The sequence below is a fragment of the Actinomyces johnsonii genome (assembly GCF_006546835.1).
Classification (GTDB): Bacteria; Actinomycetota; Actinomycetes; order Actinomycetales; family Actinomycetaceae; genus Actinomyces; species Actinomyces johnsonii.
The window spans coordinates 257321-277538 of the sequence record NZ_VICB01000013.1 but is presented as its reverse complement, the minus strand read 5'-3'; the positions used below and the strand labels follow the sequence as shown (position 1 = coordinate 277538).

9 protein-coding genes are annotated in these 20218 nt (G+C 70.3%); all 9 read right to left on the bottom strand.

Annotated elements, in window-relative coordinates; translation table 11 throughout:
• Window position 1 precedes the first annotated feature (1 nt).
• Complete coding sequence (putP, locus tag FK256_RS09420) at window positions 2-1495, bottom strand: sodium/proline symporter PutP (protein ID WP_141424575.1); 1494 nt, start codon at window positions 1493-1495, stop codon at window positions 2-4.
• Between the two features lie 96 nt (window positions 1496-1591).
• Entirely contained in the window at window positions 1592-2098 is a 507-nt protein-coding gene (acpS, locus tag FK256_RS09415) for a holo-ACP synthase AcpS (RefSeq protein WP_141424574.1), read from the bottom strand.
• Window positions 2099-2235: 137 nt separating this feature from the next.
• Window positions 2236-11688, bottom strand: coding sequence for a type I polyketide synthase (locus tag FK256_RS09410; protein WP_141424573.1), 9453 nt, complete (start codon window positions 11686-11688; stop codon window positions 2236-2238).
• A 103-nt stretch (window positions 11689-11791) separates the two neighbouring features.
• Window positions 11792-13360, bottom strand: coding sequence for an acyl-CoA carboxylase subunit beta (locus tag FK256_RS09405; protein ID WP_232212468.1), 1569 nt, complete (start codon window positions 13358-13360; stop codon window positions 11792-11794).
• 66 nt (window positions 13361-13426) lie between these two features.
• Window positions 13427-15274: an ATP-binding protein gene (locus FK256_RS09400; protein ID WP_141424572.1), complete on the bottom strand. Its 1848-nt coding sequence runs from the start codon at window positions 15272-15274 to the stop codon at window positions 13427-13429.
• A gap of 360 nt (window positions 15275-15634) precedes the next feature.
• Window positions 15635-16333: a ribulose-phosphate 3-epimerase gene (gene rpe / locus FK256_RS09395; protein WP_211343554.1), complete on the bottom strand. Its 699-nt coding sequence runs from the start codon at window positions 16331-16333 to the stop codon at window positions 15635-15637.
• A 31-nt stretch (window positions 16334-16364) separates the two neighbouring features.
• A complete protein-coding gene (locus tag FK256_RS09390) occupies window positions 16365-17756 on the bottom strand; it encodes an RsmB/NOP family class I SAM-dependent RNA methyltransferase (RefSeq protein WP_141424571.1) in 1392 nt (463 codons plus the stop codon).
• A gap of 236 nt (window positions 17757-17992) precedes the next feature.
• Complete coding sequence (fmt, locus tag FK256_RS09385; protein WP_141424570.1) at window positions 17993-18967, bottom strand: methionyl-tRNA formyltransferase; 975 nt, start codon at window positions 18965-18967, stop codon at window positions 17993-17995.
• 39 nt (window positions 18968-19006) lie between these two features.
• Window positions 19007-19678 carry an HAD-IA family hydrolase gene (locus tag FK256_RS09380; protein ID WP_141424569.1) on the bottom strand — a complete coding sequence of 224 codons (672 nt, stop codon included), beginning with the start codon at window positions 19676-19678 and terminating at the stop codon, window positions 19007-19009.
• Window positions 19679-20218 lie beyond the last annotated feature (540 nt).

The following is a 20218-nucleotide window of genomic DNA, read 5'->3' as shown; positions in this document are numbered from 1 at the left end:
GCTACGCGCGTGAGGCGGTGACAGCGGCGTCGAACTCCTCGGAGATCTCCTCCGAAGGTCGGCTCGTGCGGGACACGGCCCAGGCCACGGCCAAGTTGCCCAGGAAACCGGGAACGATCTCGTAGAGATCGAAGATGCCGCCGGGACCGCCGGAGACGTTTCCCCAGATCATGACGATGACGGCGCCGGTGATCATGCCGGCGAAAGCGCCCATGGCGCTCAGGCGCCTCCAGTACAGGGACAGCAGGATGGTTGGTCCGAAGGAGGCCCCGAAACCGGCCCATGCGAAGGCCACAAGGTCGAGGATCGTTTTGCTGGGGTTCCAGGCCATGACGGCCGCGACCAGAGCGATCGCGAAGACCGCCATGCGCGAGTAGAGCACCATCCGGTTACTGCTGATGTCGCTGCCCCGGGTGCGGTTCATCGATCCGTACAGGTCCTCGATGAGCGCCGATGAGGTCACGAGCAGCTGCGAGGAGATCGTCGACATGATGGCGGCGAGAATCGCTGCCAGCATGAATCCGGCCACCAGTGGGTGGAAGAGCAGCTTACCCAGTGTGATGAAGACGGTCTCCGGGTCCGCCAGCTTGCTCTTGTCATGCTGGTACACGGCCACACCGACGACGGCGGTGCCGGCTGCGCCGAGAACGGCGAACAGCATCCAGCCGATCCCGATGGTGCCGCCGGCGACGGCCTCCTTGGGGCTGCGGATAGCCATGAATCGGACGATGATATGCGGCTGACCGAAGTAGCCCAGTCCCCAGGCCAGCGCCGAGATGACGCCGATCACCGTTGTTGTCGGCCCCCAGGCGGCCCAGTAGTGGGGATCGACCTCGGAGACGGCCTTGACGAGGTTGGACACTCCGCCCAGGTGCATGACTCCGACGACGGGCACCATGACCAGGGCCGCCACCATCATGAGACCCTGAATGAAGTCGGTGTAGGACACGGCCAGGAACCCGCCGATGAGCGTGTAGACCACCGTGATGGCGGCGACGATGACCATGCCCAGGTGGTAGTCCATCCCGAAGGAGGACTCGAAGAACCGTCCGCCGGCCACCATGCCGGAGGAGACGTAGAAGGTGAAGTAGACCAGGATGATCAGACCGCTGGACCAGCGCAGCAGTCGGCGTGTGTCGTGGAGGCGGTTGTCCAGGAAGCTCGGGACTGTGATCGAGTTGTTGGCGACCTCGGTGTAGGCGCGTAGGCGGGGAGCGACCAGCAGCCAGTTCGCCAGTGCTCCGATCGTCAGCCCGACGGCGATCCATCCCTCGACCAGGCCGCTGGCGTACAGGGCGCCCGGCAGCCCCATGAGCAGCCACCCCGACATGTCCGAGGCGCCTGCTGACAGCGCTGCGACCCAGGGGTTGAGGTCGCGGTCGGCGAGCATGTAGTCGTCGAAGTTGTCCGTTCGCAGGTAGGCCCAGCCTCCGATGGCTAGCATGGCCACGAAGTAGACGATCATCGCAATGGCCTGATAGGTAGCGTCAGTCATTCGTATGTCCTCACGTCAGTCAGCGGTGAGACGTATCGCGGCTGGCTGCGCGCGACAGAATCGGGGTCTCCGCCATTTTCTTGCGCAGGCTTGGTTTCACCGCGCATGTACGACGATCGCGATCGCGTAGTCGCCGTCATGGCTCAGAGAAACCGGCCAGCACCCCGGGATCGATACCTCCTGTCCGAGGCTGTGCTCAACAGCGCGGGCAATAGCGTCACTCAGACGCAGGGATGGCCGCCCCCATCGATCAGTGACAAGCTCAACCTCGCGCCAGTTGACGTCCTCGCTCAGGATAACCGGAGAAACGCTATTTCCGCGACTGTTGGCATATTGCGCGTGCGCCTGGCTCCAGGCCTTGATGAATGCCTCCTTGGCCGCCCATCTGGCAGCCAGGTGCTGGGCCGGGCGTGAACCCTTCTCCTGCGCGCGGCGATGGGCCTCGCGGAGCTCGCGCGCCGTGAAGGCCCGCTGTGCGAAGACGCTGCCGGGCTGATCGAGTTGGGTCTCGAATCCTGGAATGTGCACCAGGTCAGTTCCCACCGCCAGAACGGTTGTGCCAGGGGAAGCCTGCGGCATGACCGGAAACTGTGGCTCAGTCATTCTGGAACCCTCATGAAGCAAAACTCACAAATCAATGACGCAAATCTTTTGACAATTCCAGGTGAGCAAAACAGGGCCGGTTCTACAGACGGTATCCATCGTCTGTAGAACCGGCCCTATCCGCTATCGTGATGAGTTCACTCGCCGGCGTGGTAGACGCCGTCGGTGCCCAGGCGGGCATTGGGGTCGAGCAGCATAGCGGCCTCGACCTCGTGCGGGTCGCGCTGCTTGGACTCCTCACCCAGACGACGGCCCTGGACCGGCTCGAACAGCGGGGCCCGGCCGATCATGCCGGCGCGACGGCGCCTGGTACCTGCTGCCAGGCGGGCGTTGGCGGAGGCCAGCCAGGCGTCGACCGCCTCCTGGCCCGCGGCCTGGCGCAGCGCCGCCTCGAAGGCGCCGGGGTGGACGATCGCGATGAGGCCGGAGACGTGCCCGAAGCCCAGAGAGGTCAGCAGGCCCGCGCGCACCGGGCCGGCGCCCGGGACTCGTCCGTCCTTGCCGCCGCGGCCGGCCAGGCGGATGGGCCTGCGCGGCCACACCCAGAAGGCGTCCTTGGCCAGCGGGGCGTCGACGACATCCAGCGAGGCGTTGCCGGGAGCCACGCCGGAGGCGAGGATCTCGGTCAGGCCCGCGACTTGGAAGACCGCGGCACCGCCCTTGGCGTGACCGGTGATGGTCTTCTGCGAGACCGCCACCAGCGAGTTGCCCTCGGAGCGCCCCAGGGCGCGCGCCAGACGCGTGTGCAGCTCGGACTCGTTGGGGTCGTTGGCGCCGGTGGAGGTGTCGTGCTTGGAGACCAATGCGATGTCGTCGGCCTCCACGCCCAGGGCCGCCAGGGCCTTGGCCAGGCGCGAGTCGCGCCCGCCACGGCCGGCGCCCAGAGCGCCTAGACCCGGAGCCGGGATCGAGGTGTGGGCGCCGTCGGCGTAGGAGGAGACAAAGCCGACCACACCGGCGACCGGAAGACCCAACTGGGCCGCTACCGAGCCGCGGGCCAGGATCACCGTGCCACCGCCCTCGGCCTCCACGAAGCCACCGCGACGGCGGTCGTTGGCGCGCGAGAAGTGGCGGTCGGAAATACCCTTGGCGCGCATGGCCGCGGCCTCCGCGGTGGCGTTCATGTTGCCGAAGCCGACCACGGACTCGATCGAGATGTCGTCGATGGCGCCTGCTACGACGACGTCGGCCTTGCCCAGGGCGATCTTGTCCCAGCCCTCCTCGATGGAGACGGCCGCGGTGGCGCAAGCGCTCACCGGCTGGACCATGGCGCCGTAACCGCCGATGTAGGACTGCATGACGTGGGCGGCCACGACGTTGGGCAGGGCCTCCTGGAGGATGTCACTGGGACGCTCCTCCCCCAGGAACCGGCCGACGAACATCTTGCGCATCGACTCCATGCCGCCGAACCCGGTGCCCTGAGTGGAGGCCACGTCGGAGGGGTGGACCGCCTTGAGCAGCTCGGCCGGGGTGAAACCGGCCGACAGGAAGGCGTCGACGGCCGTGACCAGGTTCCACGAGGCGATCGGGTCCATGCCCTGGGTCATCGAGGCGGGGATGCCCCAGCGCTCCGGGTCGAAGTCGCGCGGGAACTGGCCACCGACCGTGCGGGACAGGGCGGCGCGGCGCGGTACCCGGGCCAGCGAGCCAGCCAGGCGGGTGACGGTCCACTCGCCGGTCTCGGCGTCGGGGACCACAAGCGTGTGCTCGGGGTCGGAGGCCTCGATGGTGCGGGCCGTGGCCTCATCGGGAACTGACAGGGTGATGTCGCGGTCGAGGTAGACGGTGACCTCCTCGTCGGCGATCGGTGCGATGACGCCGTCGTCGACGAACTGGCGGATACCGCAGCGGGCCACGACCTCGTCACGGTAGCGCTCCAGGATGTCGGACTCCTCGACCATCTCGCCGTCGGTGTCATACCAGCCGGCCTTGGGGCTGTCCTGCCAGGTGAGCAGGCCCATGCCCCAGGCCAGTTCGAGGACGCCCGCGGCGGTCAGGTCGACGTCCTCCCCGCCGCTCATGCCCAGCTCGGCCTCGCGGCGTGTGCGTCCCGAGCCCCAGGTGGAGACCTCGCCGGTGGAGATGATGACGACGAGGTCATCGAGGTCGGCGCTCACCTCGCCCCACTGGGGGGCGGTGGGCTGGGTCGGGACGACCGGGGTGGGCAGCGCCTTGATGACGGCTGGGGCCTCGCTCTCCTGCACGGGTGCGGCCGCCTGGGCGGCGGCGTTCTCACGCAGGGCGACCAGATCGATGTCGTCGCCCAGCCCACCGGTGAGATCAGCGTCCACGGGAGCCTGGGCGGCGCGCGTGCGCACCTCGGTGGTGCACAGATCGGTCAGCTCGGAGGCGATCTCCTCGGTGGTCCAGGTGCGCACGCCGGCGGCCTCGACGGCGGCGACCAGCGGGTCGTTGCCGCCCATGAGGCCGGTGCCCCTGACCCAACCGATGCGGGGGTGGGCCAGTGTCACGCGCTGGGCCCAGGCCCGCTCGGAGGACCAGCGGTTGGCGATCGCGTCCAGGGCGGACTTGACCTCGCCGTAGGCGCCGTCACCGCCGAAGGTGCCCCGGTTCGGGGATCCGGGCAGAACCACGTGGAGGCGGTGGTCGACGTGGGTGTCGGTGCCAATAGCGCTCAGGGCCGCGATGGTGCGCTCCACCGACCACAGCAGCAGTCGGGTCTGGGACTCAGCAGCCGGTCCGGCGTCGGCCAGCGTGCCGGAGACGCGCGGTGCGGCGAAGGGGAATAGGAGGGTGGGGACCAGGGCCTCCTTGACGACCTTGGTGGAGCCGCCGGAGGTGACCACCTGGTCGTTGCCGATCCACTCGGCCAGGGCGTCGACGTCGCGGTAGGAGGACAGGTTCGCCGGAACCATCCAGAGTTTGGCGCCGGCCGCGGCGTGCTCGCGGTAGAGGGTGGTGGCGAACTCCAGTCGCTCATGAGTCAGTCGCGAGCTGGTGGCCACCACGGTGGCCCCGCCGGCCAGGAGGTCTCCGACGACGGCCGCGGCGATGGAGCCGGGGGCCACGCCGGTGACGACAGCCACGTCCTCGGACCAGCGGACCGTGGGGTCACCGGCCTGGGGGGCTTTCGGTGCCGCCTGGGCGATCTCAGTCAGGATGGCGGTGCGCTCGGCGGCATCGGCCAGTTCGGAGCCCTTGGTCTGCTTCGCCCACCAGGTGGCGTGGTCGGCCACCGCCCGCCCCAAGCCCACGAAGCGTTCGGGGGCGAGGAGACGGCGGGAGGCCTCCAGGTCGGTCTCGCCGGAGCCGAGACGGGCGACATCTTCGCGGGCCGTGGCCCAGCGGTCGTCGATGAGGACGGCCCGCTCGGGGGTGAAGGCCGGGGTGACGGACTTGACCCATCCGGCGCCGAGCTCGGCATCCAGGGCCGCCAGGGCGGCCCTGGTGCGGGCGGCCTCGTCGTCGGCGTCAGCCGGGACGGTAGCCTTCTCGGTCAGGCCCAGGGCGTCCAGGAGGGTACGGGCCGTGGTGGCCAGGACGCCCTCATCTCCGGTGACGCTCTGGGCGAAGGCGTCCAGGGCGGCGGAGTCGACGACTGCCCCGCCGGCGCCACCGGCGCTCGGCTTGGAGACGGCAACGCCGTGGTCGGCAGCGACGGCCTGAACGGCGGCGTCGATGAGGGTGTCGACGGCCCCGGCGCTGGTCAGTGGCGATGAGGAACCCAGCGAGGCCAGGTCCTCGCCGCGCATCGAGGTGCCCTCGCGGGTGCCCAGGAACAACGCGGCGGTCACGTGGGAGACCCAGCCCTGCCCCAGGCCCCAGGTGCCCGTGAGACGGTCGGCGATCCGGGAGGCGCGTACGCCGGAGGGCCCCAGGAGGCGGCCCAGGCCCACACGGATGGCCTCGGTGAGGACCGGTCCGAAGGCCTTGTAGCCGGGAGCGCCCTTGGCGACCGTGGCGGCCAGGGCCGTCATGTCGGCGTCGGCGGCGCCGTCGATGGAGGCGAGCTCGAGCTCGGTGCCCAGGTCCATGAGGAGCTGGTTGCGGCGCGAGGAGACACCGTTGGTGAGCGTCTCGGTGGTGTCGGTGGCGCCGATCTGCTCGGGGCGGATGCGTGCGGCGTGGGCCAGCAGCACCGTCAGAGCGTCGGTCGCGCCGAAGGGCAGGTCGTCCACCGGCCCGCCGGCGGCCGGAGTCGCCGCAGCGGGTGCGGCCTCGACCGCGGGAGCAGGGGCCTGCTCGGCCGGGGCGGTCTCAGCGGGAGCGTCGGCCTCGGCGGAGGGCTCCTCGGCGGTTGGGGCGTCGAACTCCGGCTCGGTGAGCTCCACCGCCGGATCGGTGTCGGTGGCCAGGACCCGGGCCTCATCACGGCGGGCGTTGTGCACGGTGACGTGGCGCCCCGCGTGCTGGGGCAGACGCAGGGTGTTGGTGGCCAGGTTCGCCAGCGTGGGCGAATTGGCCAGACCGACCTCGACGATGTGCTCGATGCCCAGACCTCCCTCGCTCGGGGAGGACAGCAGGATCTCCTGGGTCTCGATCCAGCGCACCGGGGAGGCGAACTGCCAGGCCAGGAGCTCGACTAGCAGGACCCGGGCCAGCTCGGTGGGCCGCTTCATCCAGGAGTCCCAGCTAGCCAGGATCTCCTCGATCGGCTCGGAGGGCACGACCTCGAGGATCGAGCGGGCGAAGTCCTGGGTCAGGGCGAAGGGGCGCGCCACCAGGTTGGGCACGTAGTGGCCCACCAGGCGCTCGACGTCCAGGTCATCGGGAACGAGCTCGAGCAGGCGGCCGCGGAACTCCGGGACGCCGGGGCGCAGCACCTCGGAGTGGAAGGGCACGTCGATGCCGGGAACGAACATGAAGGGGTTCTTGCCCCCGCGGGCCTTGGCCTTGGCACGGGCGTCCGCGGCCAGGGCGTCCAGGCCCTTGATCGTGCCGGCCACGGCGTACTGGACCCCGGCCAGGTTGTGGTTGACGATCTGGAGGAACTCTCCGGTCTCCTGGGAGATCGACTTCACGTAGGCCTCGACCTCGTCGGCCTTGATCCCGGCCTGGTTGGGCCGCAGGGCGCCCATGCGGTAGTTCGATGCGCCGTCGGCGTCGCGGGGCACCAGCGAGTGCATGGTGGAGCCGCGCTGGAAAACGATTGAGATCGTCGTCTCCACGGGCATGACGCGGCCGTAGGCGCTCAGGGCCGTGTATTCGCCCAGTGAGTGGCCGGCGAAGGCGGCGCTGTCCACCAGGGCACCGGCCTCGGCCAGGCGCGCGGTGGTCGCCATGGCCACGGTGGCTAGGGCCACCTGGGTGAACTGGGTGAGGTTGAGCAGGCCCTCGGGATGGCGGTAGGTGACGCCGCGGGCGGTCATCTCGGTGGGGTTGTCGCGCACCAGGTTGATGACGGAGAAGCCCAGCTCGGCGCGGGTATGGGCGTCGGCGCGCTCCCAGATCTCGCGGGCGGCCTTGGAGGAGTTCATCTCGTCCAGGCCCATGCCGGGGGCCTGGATGCCCTGGCCGGGGTAGATGTAGGCGGTGGGCTCGGGGGTCGTCACGGCGGTGCCGCGGGAGACGACCTCGCCGTTGATGCGGCAGACGACCTCCAGGACGTAGCCGCCGCCGACCACCAGGCCGGTGCGCTCCACGGTGATCTCGACGTCGTCGCCCAGCTCCACCGGGCCGGTCATGACGTAGGTCCAGCCGGCCAGGACGTGGCGGGAGCCGTCGGCGGCGGTGGAGGCGGCCACCTGCTGGGCGGTGGCCGACAGCCACATGCCGTGGACGAGTGGGGCGTCCATACCGGCCACGTGGGCGGCGTTGTAGGAGGTGTGGATCGGGTTGAAGTCGCCGGTGACCCGGGCGAAGGCCGTCATGTCCGCAGGCGCGGTGACGGTGGTGCGGCGCAGGATGCGGCGGGCGGCCGGGGCGGTCTCGCGTCCGGTACCGCCGGCCAGCTCGGGCGCGCTGGGCACCGCGTTGCCGGAGGCCCGGCCGCGGATGGCGAAGCGCTCGCGCATGAGTGCCACGAGGGTGCCGTCGCCTGCGTCGGTCAGCTCCAGGCGCACGTCGACGACGCGGCCGGCGCTGGACTCCTCCAGGGCCGCGACCCAGCCGGTGACGTTGATCGTGGGGCTGGCGGTGGCCGCGGCCTTCTGGAGCTGGTGGAGGGTGAGGTGCAGGTCGATGGTGTGGTCCAGGTGAACCGCGCCAAGCAGGCCCTCGATGAGCGGCATGCCGTCCTCGACGACGCTGCCCAGAGCCGCGTAGACCACCGGCCAGCAGGGACCGAGCAGGGCGTCGGGGACGAACGGGGCGGCCGAGAGATCCACCGGCAGCGCGTCGGCAGTCACCGAAGCATGATCGTGGCCCAGGGTGCCGGCCAGGGTGAAGGAGCCATGGATAGTGCCGAAGGGCTGGTTAGCGGGGCGCCCCAGGGCGTCGATGGCTCCAGCTTGGGCGGGGCGGACCTTGGGCAGGTGGTCGACGTTGTCGCCCGTGATGGACACCGCGCCCACGCCCGCGGTGGCGCGCAGCAGGTCGTTCATCGTCTCGCTGATGCGTTCGGGGTCGACCAGCGGCGCGGCGCCGTCCCAGGCGCGGGCCAGTCGCAGCGGCACCACGAGGCGGCGCACGGCGTGGATGCCGTCCCCACCGGGGGTGCCGTCCCAGTGGGTGTCGAGGCGGATGTCGAGGTCGTAGGCGTCCTCGGCCACGTCCGGGCGCGCGACGACGCTGTAGGCGTCGTCATCCAGGACGGTGGCGGGGTTGACCGTCAGGTGGCCATTCCACAGGACGTGGGGGGTGACCTGGACGAGCTCCTTGGCGTCGGCCACGGGAGCGGCCAGAGCGCCGTCGGCCACGGCGGGGGCGGCGCCCAGGCGGCCGGCAGCCTCCTGCTCGCCGGTGCCGGCCTCACGCAGGGCCTCGACGGCGGCGGTCTCGAAGCGGCCCAGCAGCTCACCGACCGGCTCGTTGATGGTAGTGATACCGGCGACAGCCACGGGACCGGGGATGATGCGCACCTGGTCGGCGGTGTAGCGCGGGTCCTGGGACTGCCACAGGGAGTCGGTGCCCCACCAGCGCAGGATGTCGGCGTCGACTACGGGGACAAAGGGCACGGGCTTGGGGTGCTTGCGGCACAGGTCGACGAACCAGGCGGCGTCGACGGGCTCCACGAGGGTGGAGGCGGCTGACGGGTAGCGCTCGGCCAGGGCAGCCAGGGCAGCGTCGGAGTCGATGACGGCGTCGTAGTCGGCGAAGAGGGTGGGAATCTCGCCGTGGTCGGCCTGACTCAGACGGGCCTCGATGCGGTGCAGCAGGTCGAGGAAGCGGTCGTACCAGCCCTCGTCGGCCCAGTCGGCGCGGGTGGCGGAGCGACCCTCGTGCGGAGCGACGCACAGTTCGGCGTAGCGAGTGGCCCACTGAAGGTAGGTCATCTCCTCGACGTCGCCGAAGTACGGCTTGGCGGTTTTGGCCAGGGCGTCGATCATCTCCTGACGGCGGGCGGCCATGGCGGTCTCGTCACCGGCGAGCTCCTGGATGAGACGCGAGGCCCGGGCCGAGGAGTTGTCGATCTCGTAGAGGTCGGCGCGCAGGTGGGACAGACCCGAGGTCATGCCCCCGGTGGACTCCCCAGAGGCGACCCAACCGCCCTCGACCCCGGAGTCCTCGGGGATCCCGGGGGTGTCGACGAGGAGCTGCTTGACGTCGTCGTTGGTCTTGGCCTCCAGGCACGTCATAGCGGCGGTGCCAATCATGACGCCGTCGACGGGGGCTGCGGCCGTTCCATAGGCCTCGGCCCAGCGACCGGTGAGGTAGTCGGCGGCGCGGGCGGGCGTGCCGATACCGCCTCCGACGACGAGCACGGCGTTGTTCACGGCGCGGATGGCGTCGTAGGTGGCCAGGAGCATGGTGTCCAGGTCCTCCCACGAGTGGTGGCCACCGGCGTGCCCGTCCTCGATCTGGATGATGACGGGGCTGTCGGGCACGGCGCGCGCGATGGCCAGCACCTGGCGGATCTGGTCCACGGTGCCCGGCTTGAAGGCGATGTAGGGGAATCCCTCGGCGTGAAGGCGCTCGAGCAAGGCGGTGGCCTCGTCGAGCTCGGGGATGCCGGCGGAGATAGTGATGCCGTCGATGGGGGCGCCACCGGCGCGCGCCTTGGACAGCAGACGCTGGGTGCCCAAGTGCAGGTTCCACAGGTAGCGGTCCATGAACATGGCGTTGAAGGCCGCGGTGCGCCCGGGTTCGAGCGCCTCCTCCAGGCCCTCGAGGTTCTCGGCCAGGACGGCGGGGGTGGTCTGACCGCCACCGGCGAGCTCGGCCCAGTAACCGGCGTTGGCAGCGGCCGCCACGATGGCGGGGTCCACGGTGGTGGGGGTCATTCCCGCCAGGAGGACGGCGCTGCGACCGGTCAGGCGGGTGAAGGCCGTGTCCAGGGTGAGACGCCCATCGGGCAGTCGGGTGATGCGCGGCGCGAAGCGGGAGCGGTCGACGCTGGGCTGGGGGGCGGCGCCGGCGCGGTCGAGGTCGTCGATGGCCTTGGCGGTGCCCGCGGGCACGACGGTGGTGCCGGTTCCTGCCACGACTCCCTCGGTGAGCCGGACCAGGACGTTGCCCGGTCCCAGGTCCAGGACGGTGCGCACCGGGGCGGCCGATCCGGTCTTGAGTGCCCCGGTGACCAGACCGGGCCAGTCCACCGGGTCGATGAGCACGGCGGTGGCGAGATCCCGGGCGAGCTTCTCGTCCAGGTCGCAGGCGGCCGCCCATGCGGCGACGTCGTCGACGGCGCTGGCCAGCAGCGGGGTGTGGAAGGGGACCGAGGTGGTGAGGAACTCGGTGACCGGGGCCAGGACAGCGCCCCCGCGGCGGCGGTCCTTGCGGGCCTTGGCGCTGCGGGCAGCGGCGGCCTCCAAGGCGGTGACCACGCGCTCGAGGTCGGCCGGGCGCCCGGAGAGGATATGGGCCTGGAGCCCGTTGGTGACGCCTACGGAGATTCGTTCGGAACCCGGCACCCGGGCCAGGACGGCGTCGAGCACGCTGCGGGTCACGCCGCGCACCGAGAGCATGGGGGTGGACTCCCCCACCGTGCCCAGGTCGAGGCGGCGGGTGGTGCGGGTGGCCGCGGCGCCGATGAGGCGGGCGATGGCGTGAACCTGGATGACGCCCTCGCGGTCCGAAGCCCGTACGGCGTCAAGGAGGCTGACGCCCAGGACGCCCTGGGAGTGGCCGATAGCGCCCACCGGGGCGTGGGCGGCGGTGTCGATGCCGGCTGCCGGAAGCGAGGCCAGGACGGCGTGCTGGGCCATGAGGATGCCGGGCACGGAGACGTCGGCGCCGTCGGCGGTGGTGCGGTGCTGCGCTACGACCGGCGCGGCCGCATCGTCCAGGAGCCGTGAGCCGCGCGGGGTCACGGTGAGCAGATCGGTGGCCACGGGAGCCAGGCGTTCGGAAACAGCCCGGTCCACGGCGACGACGTCGTCGGCCAGCGTCTGGTCCAGAGAGACCAGATCGGCGAGCGCCTGACGCCAAGGAGTGGCCTGGCCACCGAAGGTGATGATGTAGGGCTCGCCTCCGCTCAGGCGCTCAGCGATCGTGGTCGCGGGGCTGGGGGCTTGCGAGGTCGTGTGCACGGTAGTGGTGTCCTTCGGTGTTGCGACGGCGTGGTCGGAGGTCTCGGAACGGTTACCAGAACTGAGTTCGGATGAAGACGGAGGAACTGACGACGAGTGGGATCTAGAGGGGGATGTTGTCATGTTTCTTGGGCGAGTCGGGGCGGGCGTCGTTTTTGGCGCGCAGCGCGGCAAGTGAATCGACGATGACGCTGCGGGTGTCCTCGGGGGCGATGACGGCGTCGATCTCCCCGATGGCCACTGCCTTGTCCGGGTTGATAACGGCATCGGTGTACTCGGCCACGAGCCGCTCGTGCTCGGCGGTGGCGGCCTCCTCGCCCTGCTCGTCGCGGACCTTGATCAGGTCGCGGCGGTGGATGATGCCGACGGCGCCGGCGGCGCCCAGCACGGCGATCTCGGCCCCCGGCCAGCAGAAGTTGAGGTCGGCGCCGATGGCCTTGGAGCCCATGACGATGTAGGCGCCGCCGTAGGCTTTGCGCAGGACGATCGTCACCAGGGGAACGGTGGCGGTGGCGTAGGCGTTGATGACCTTGGCGCCGCGGCGGATGATGCCGGCGTGCTCCTGCTCGGCGCCGGGACGGTAGCCCGGGACGTCGACGAAGGTGACCACCGGCAGCCCGAAGGCGTCGCAGAAGCGCACGAAGCGGGCGAGCTTCTCGGAGGCGTCGACGTCCAGGGTGCCGGCGTCCACCAGTGGTTGGTTGGCGACGATCCCCACCGGGTGGCCCTCGAAGCAGGCGAAGCCGACCACGACGTTGGCGGCGAACTCCTCCTGGACCTGGACCAGCTCGCCGTGGTCGACGACCGCCGAGACCACCTCGACGACGTCGTAGGCCTGGCGGGTGGAGGCCGGGACGATCTCGCCGACGCTGCGGGCGGCCTCGGCGTCAGCCTGCGCGTCGGCATCGTCGTAGGCGTACAGCGGGGCGTCGACCTCGGCCGATGAGGGCAGATAGGCCAGGAAGCTGCGTACCTGTCCCAGTGCGTCCTCTTCGTCCTCGGCCACATAGTGGACGACACCGGAGACCGAGCCGTGGATCTTCGCACCACCGAGGTCCTCGGCGCTGATCTGCTCGCCGGTGACGGCGCGTACGACGTCGGGGCCGGTGACGAACATGTGCGATGCCTGGCGGGTGGCGATGACGAAGTCGGTCAGGGCAGGGCTGTAGACGGCGCCGCCGGCGCAGGGGCCGAGGATGACGCTGATCTGCGGGACTAGGCCGGAGGCGGCGCAGGTGCGGTTGAAGATGCGCCCGTACTGGCGCAGGGCGCCCACACCCTCCTGGATCTTTGCGCCGCCGGAGTCGATGAGTCCGATGACGGGAATGCGCAGGCGCAGGGCGTCGTCCAGGAGGCGGACGATCTTGTCCCCCTCGATGGTGCCCAGGGCTCCGCCGGAGACGGAGAAGTCCTGGGAGTAGACCGCTACCTGGCGGCCATCGATCTGTCCGAAGCCGGTCACGACGCCGGAGGGGCGGGCCTTGTCCCCCGCCCCGGAGCCGGTGTAGCGGCCGATCTCCAGGAAGGTGGAGTCGTCGAGCAGGTCGTTGATGCGCTCCCGGGCGGTGCGCTTGCCTTTGGCGTGCTGGCGGGCGGCGGCTCGCTCCTCGGCCTCCCGGTCGACGCGGGCGATGCGCTGGCGGAAGGCAGTGGTGGAGGGCGAGTCCGCCATGGTGGTTCCCTGCGCCGGTGTATCGGCGGCCGGGCCGGCGCCGGCGTTGGAGTCGGTGCTCACGGTTCAGGCCTCCTCGGAGTTGCTATCGGGGGTGCTCATGCGCACCAGGACATCGCCGGCGGAGACGGTGCGTCCAGCACCGACGGGGATCTCCGAAATGGTCCCGTCGCTGGGCGCGTGGACGTAGTTCTCCATCTTCATCGACTCCAGGACCACGAGCAGGTCGCCCTGGCACACCCGCTGGCCGGGCTCGACGCAGATACGGGTGACGATCGCCTGCATGGGGGCGGCGATGACACCGGGTTCGGAACTGGTGGCCTCGGTCTCGCCGGGGGTTCCTGCGCGGGCCGAGCGCGCGGCTCCGCCGGAGCGGCCGCGCAGCGGCTGGGCCCGGTTGCTGCGCGGGCTGAAGCCTCGCGCCGGGTTGGAGGGGGCGAGGATCCCGTCGGGCAGGGTCAGCTGCATGCGCCGGCCGTTGAGCTCGATGATGTAGCTGGAACGGGTGCGCGGATTGGCGACCGTCTCCGAAACGGCCGGGGAGTCGTCGGAGTCCGACAACGTCCCAGCCCCGGCCAGGTCGGGCAGAACCTCGTTCTCGATCCACCGGGTCGTTACCATCAGCCGCCCGGTCTCGTCGGGGGCGGTGAAAGCGGGGCGTCCCAGGACCTCTGCGTGCAGAGAGGTGCACACGGTGACGCCTTCAACGATCGTCTCGCGCAGTGCGCGCCGGGCCCGGGCGATGGCCTGCTCCCGAGTAGCGCCGGTGACGACGATCTTGGCGAGCATCGGGTCGAACATGGGGGTGACGACGTCACCCTCGGTGACCCCGGACTCGATACGGATGCCGGGCCCGGCCGGCCAGCGCAGGCGGGTGATGGCGCCGGTGGAGGGGGCCAGGCCACGGGAGGGGTCCTCGCAGGTGATGCGCAGCTCGAGGCTGTGGCCGCGGGGCTCGTTGAGATCACCGAGATGGCCTCCCTCGGCGATGCGCAGCTGGACCTCGACCAGGTCGGTGCCGGTGACCTCCTCCGAGACGCAGTGCTCCACCTGGAGGCGGGGGTTGACCTCGAGGAACCACAGGTCGTCCTCGGGGGTCAGGAGGAACTCGCAGGTGGCCACCCCGACGTAGTCGACTGTCTCCAGGAGGCGGCGGGAGGCCTCGACGAGACGGTCGTGAACGCCTTCGGGCAGGAAGGGAGCCGGAGCCTCCTCGAGGAGCTTCTGGTTGCGTCGCTGCAGGGAACAGTCGCGGGTGGAGACGACGGCGAATCCGCCGTGGGAGTCTCGGGCGCACTGGGTCTCGATGTGGCGCGCGGCGGTGACGAATCGCTCCAGGATGAGGGTGCCGCCGCCCAGCGCCGCCGATTCGAAGGCTGGGGTGGAGCTGACCTCGTCGTCGTTGTGCAGGACGGTGATGCCGCGCCCTCCGCCGCCGTCGGTGCGCTTGAGAGCGACCGGGTAGCCGTGGGCGGCGGCGAAGTCGATGACGGTATCGGCATCGGTGACCGAGTCGGTGATGCCGGGGACCGGAGCTACTTCGGCCCGCTCTGCGGTGGCGCGGGCGCTCATCTTGTCTCCGAGGGCGTCCATGGCCTCGGGCGAGGGACCGACCCAGGTGATGCCGGCCTCGATGATCGAACGGGCGAAGTCGGCGTCTTCGGACAGGAAGCCGTAGCCGGGGTGGATGGCGTCGGCGCCGGTGGCGCGGGCCAGTTCGAGAACGGCCGCCGCATCGGTGTAGGACGAGCCCTCGGGTAGTGCGTAGGCCTCGTCGGCGAGCTCGGCGGCCGGGCTCATGAGGTCCTCGGGCGTGTACGGGAGGATCGATGTCGCCCCGAGATCGCGGGCGGTTCGCACGATACGCAGTGCGATCTCACCGCGGTTGGCGATGAGGATGCGGGAGAGGGTCACCAAGAGTCTCCTTGCCTGGACGGTGCCGGGTTGGCGGCGGGGCCCTCCTTGGGCCGTGGATGATGGATCCGTGCCTTCCCTACAAGTGCAGGCGGACAGATCCGCTGAACGACGACGTTACGTGGTCAGGGCACCACAATCCATTTGTGGAAACCTCACAAAGACTGGGAGTTGCGTTGGTGTAACAACCGAGACCCCAGCAATGCTGCGGCATAACGGGCGCCTGGCAAAGGTGTCTCTCACCTCCTGAAGGCCTTTGAGGTTTCCCACAAGACTCAAGGTGAAGATCATCGCAGTGCACCCTTCGTCTCATCTACCTCATGAGTATCTCCTTTCTCGGGCCTGGGGCGGAGGCCATCATCAATGGTCGTGACTGCGATCGTGCCGGTGGGAAGAAGCCGCCTCACGCAGCTCGCGGATGGCGGCCAGGGCATCCTCGGCCCGGTATACCGCCGATCCGGCGACGAAGACATCGGCCCCTGCCTGCGCCGCACGCTCGATCGTCTGCGAGGTAATGCCGCCGTCGACCTGCACGCGCAGGTTGAGCCCCCTGGCTCCCACCAGCTCGCGTGCCCGGCGGATCTTGGACAGCATCGACTCGATGAAGGGCTGCCCCCCGAAGCCCGGCTCCACGGTCATGAGAAGGAGGAGGTCGAACTCCCCCAGTACGTCGGCGACGGCCTCCAAGGGGGTGGCGGGCCTCAGCGCGATCCCTGCACTGGCGCCGAGGCGGTGCAGCTCTCGGGCCAGACGCACCGGGGCCGTCGTGGCCTCGGCATGGGGGGTGACGATCTGGCAGCCGGCCTCGGCGTAGGCCGGGGCCCAGCGGTCGGCGTCGCGGATCATCAAATGGGCATCCACGGGCAGCGAGGTGTGGGCGAGCACCGCCTCGACCACGGGCAGTCCCCAGGACAGGTTGGGCACGAAGTGGTTGTCCATGACGTCGACATGGATGCCGTCGGCACCCTTGCCGGCACCGGCGGCGCCCGTGACCCGGTCGAGCTCATCGGCCAGATGGGCGATGTCGCAGTTGAGGATCGAGGGGTGAATGGCCGTCATCGGAATGCTCCTCAGATGTGCTTCATATGCATCAGCTAATACGCCGCAGCAGGGCGCAGAACATGGCGTCGGTACCGTCGAGGTGGGGCCAGAGCTGAAGCATCTCGCGGCCGGCTCCGGCCGGCGGTTGAGGGGCAAGGCGGGTCGCGATGTCTCCGGCGTGCAGGATCTCAGCGCTCAGGCCTTCATGCTCCAGGCGGCGGGTGACGTCGCGCACCACGAGAGTCGTCTCCAGCGTATGTGGTGAGCAGGTCACGTAGGTCACCACTCCCCCGCGCCGCACGGCGCGCAGTGCGCTGGCCAGCAGCTCTCGTTGGAGCTCGGCCAGGACGGTGACGTCCTCCGGTCTCCGGCGCCACCGGGCCTCCGGTCGACGGCGTAAAGACCCGAGTCCCGTGCAGGGCGCGTCGACCAGAACCCGGTCGTAGCCGCCGGGCTCCTCGCGCCCGAGGTCCCGTCCGTCCCCGCAGCGCACCCGGGCCACGTCCTGCGGCACTGCACGCAGGGCTGAGCGCACCAGGTCGGCCCGATGGGGGCTCACCTCGTTGGCGAGCAGGTGGGCGCTCTTCTGAGCGGCCCGTGCGGCCAGCAGAGCGGCCTTGCCCCCGGGGCCAGCGCACAGGTCGAGCCAGCGCTCATCGCGGCCCTCGAGCGGGGCCTCGGCGGCGACGAGCGCCACCAGCTGGCTGCCCTCGTCCTCAACCCCGGCCCGGGAGTCCCGGATCGCCTCGATCCTGGCGGGGTCTCCTCCTACCAGGACGACGGCGAGCGGGCTGATCCTCCCCAATCGGGGTTCAACATCGTGGACCCGGTCGGCCTTGCGAGCGGCCTTGGCCAGGGCCTCAGGGGCGATGAGGCCGGGCCGGGCGCACAGGGCCACCTCGGGGTCGGCGTTGTCTGCATCTAGGAGCGCCTCCAGCTCCTCGGCGCTGCGGCCGTGGGTGACCAGCGCCTGGCGCAGCGCCTTGACGATCCACTTCGGATGGGACCGGATGCGAGCCAGCGCCGTTGTTTCATCGGGGGCGTGCTGACGCAGATCAGTCATCCAGGCGTCTAGGTCCTGTTCACTGAGCCGGCGCATGATCGCGTTGACGAAGGTGGCGGCGCCGCGCCCGCAGGAGTCGGCCGCCAGATCCACGGTGGTGCTCACAGCGGCGTGCTGGGCCACTCTCATACCCGTGAGCTGGTGGGCCCCCAGGCGCAGCACATCGAGCACGGCCGGGTCGATCCGTTCCAGGGGGCGGTCCGTGCAGGTGGCGATCATCGCATCGTAGCGCCCCCGCAGGCGCAGGGTCCCATACGTCAGGGCGGTGGCGAAGCCGGCGTCGCGCCGGTCCAGGTCGGCGGCGCCCAACAGCTCGGGCAGGAGGAGGTTGGCGAAGGCGTCGTCGCGGCGGACACGGGTGAGCACCTCCAACGCCACTCGACGAGCCGGGTCCGAGCGGCGCTGGGGCGAACGCTTGCTCCCCCCAGCGCTGCCCGGCCTGCGGGGGCGTCGTCCCCGGCCATGCCTGTCCTCTTGACCGCCTCGGCCGCCGCGCTCGCCGTGTTCACTGGTTTCACTGCGTTTACTGCGGTCGTTGTGCCGTCTGCCGGCTTTGCCGCCGCGGTATTCGCCGTGACCGCCTGCCGTACTCCGGCGCGCCGGTCGCTCCCCCATCAGTTCATCCCCTCGCCGTCGTCGTTCGCGGGAGGTGGAGTTCCAAGGACGGTACCCGCCTCCGGACGGGCACCGCGGGCCCAGGCGTCAGCAGGCATCCAGCTGCGCCCGGCGGGCGCGACCAGCCCCAGGCGGACGGCGCAGCCACCGGTTCCCACGAGCACCTCACGCTTGGTGGCGCGCACCTGACCGGGGAGAAGGTCGGTGACATCCGGAACCGGGGTGACCGGCCCCAGACGGAACCTGGCTCCGAGGTAGGTGGTGTGAGCACCCGGTGCCGGGCTCACCCCCCGGATTCGACGGTCGACGGTCAGCGCCGGATCATCCCAACGGACCTCGCCATCGGCCGTGGAAAGCATCGGCGCCAGGGTGGCCAGCGCATCGTCCTGGGGCTCAGGACGCGCACTCCCCTCCTCGACCGAGTGCAGGACGTCGAGAACCAGGGGGGCTCCGGCCCGCGCCAGTCGCTCCAGGAGGTCGCCACTGGTGTCGCCAGCGCCGATCGCCTCAGTGATACGGCCGTAGACGGGGCCGGTGTCGAGGCCCTCCTCGAGGCGGAACACGCAGGCGCCGGTGATCTCCTCGCCGGCGATGATCGCCCGCTGAACGGGGGCGGCACCGCGCCAGGCCGGGAGCAGGGAGAAGTGGAGGTTCAGCCATCCGTACCCGGGCACGTCCAACAGGTCCGCCGGAATCAGACGCCCGTAGGCGACCACGACGGCGACGTCGGCCCCGAGGCCGTGCACCCAGGCGCGCACGTCGGCAGCCGCCTCGCCCTTGAGGGTGGTCGGAGTGTGCAGGTCCAGTCCCGCCTCGCGAGCCGCTGCGGCCACCGGCGAGGGGTGTAGCGCACGGCCGCGGCCCTTGCGGGCGTCGGCCCGGGTGAGGACCCCCACGACGTCGTGCTCACTGGCGATGAGGGCCTCCAACGTGGGCAGGGCTACCTCAGGGGTTCCGGCGAAAAGCACACGCATGGGGCCGAGTCTACGGCTCCGCGCCGCCGAATGCCGGGTTCACCGCCGGTCCGGCGTGGGAAGCAGACCCAGGGCGACGAGCTCGGCCCGAAGGCGTCCCGCACCGGTGAAATGGTGGGTGCGCAGGCCCAGCAGATCGGCGGCTCGGATGTTGACCTCCGAGTCGTCGACGAACAGGGTGCTGCCGGCCTCAAGATCGTAGCGCTGGAGGATCAGCTCGAAGACGGCGTCATCGGGCTTGGCAAGATGCTCGCGCCCGGAGACCACGATGCCGGTGAACCGTTCGAGCTGGGGCACCAGAAGCCTGGCCCGTTCGAAAGGACCGGCATCGAAGTTGGTCAGGCCGTATAGCGCCGCGCCCGCCGCCAGGAGCTCGTCGAGCACAGCCGCTACGCCGGGAACGGGACCGGTGAGCGAGGCGGGGAAGCGCTCCCGGTACAGGGCGAGGATCTCCACCCAGTCGGGACGCTCGGGGTGAGCGCGCGCGTAGTCATTGAGTACCTGCTCGAAGGGCTCCCCCAGGTCCAGTCGCTCGTTCCAGGCGAGGAAGTCGCCGTCGGCCACGAACTCATCCCAGGCTTCGGCCGAGACATATCCGGCCACAGCGGCCATCGGCTCCCAGGCGTACAGGACATTGCCGTAGTCGAGGACGACAGCGCTCACGGACTCGGAGGGAGGAAGCGACACCGCGGCGGGGGCCTGCACATTCATGCCTCGGATCCTTCCACAGTTGTCGCGCGAGAGCCCCGCAGAGGCGGACCCAGGTTAAGACGCTCCGACGTTCATATAGCGTCCACCAGGGCCTGTTGCGGAAGGAGGGGCGTGGAGCAGTCTCGGGGGCGGTGGGCTGCTTCGCAGGCTCTATGCTAGTGGATGTCGACGCCGCTGAGCGGTTCGGTCGTGAATGGGCGGTTGAGGAGGCGTCCCTTTGCATGGGGATGTGGTCTGTGGGTGTCGGGAGGCGGCAGGCCGGGGAGCCGCCTGTGCTGCGCTCGTCTTGATCGGGAACGTGCTTCGTGATCGGGGACTGCGTTGTCCCGCAGACGACTGGGGGCGGATGCCAGTGGTTTGCGGGATGGGTACGTTCTGGATGGGAAACGCAGTTCTCGATTGGCGGCCGCCCGTTCCGTGCCGCTGTCGAGGCTGGCCAGTGCGGGCCAGTGCCGGCCGGTGGGGGCGGGGCCGGTGCGGTGCTCGTCGTCTCGCGCCGCCTACCGACGCGGCGTCGCGGAAGCGTCCGCAAGCCCCGGG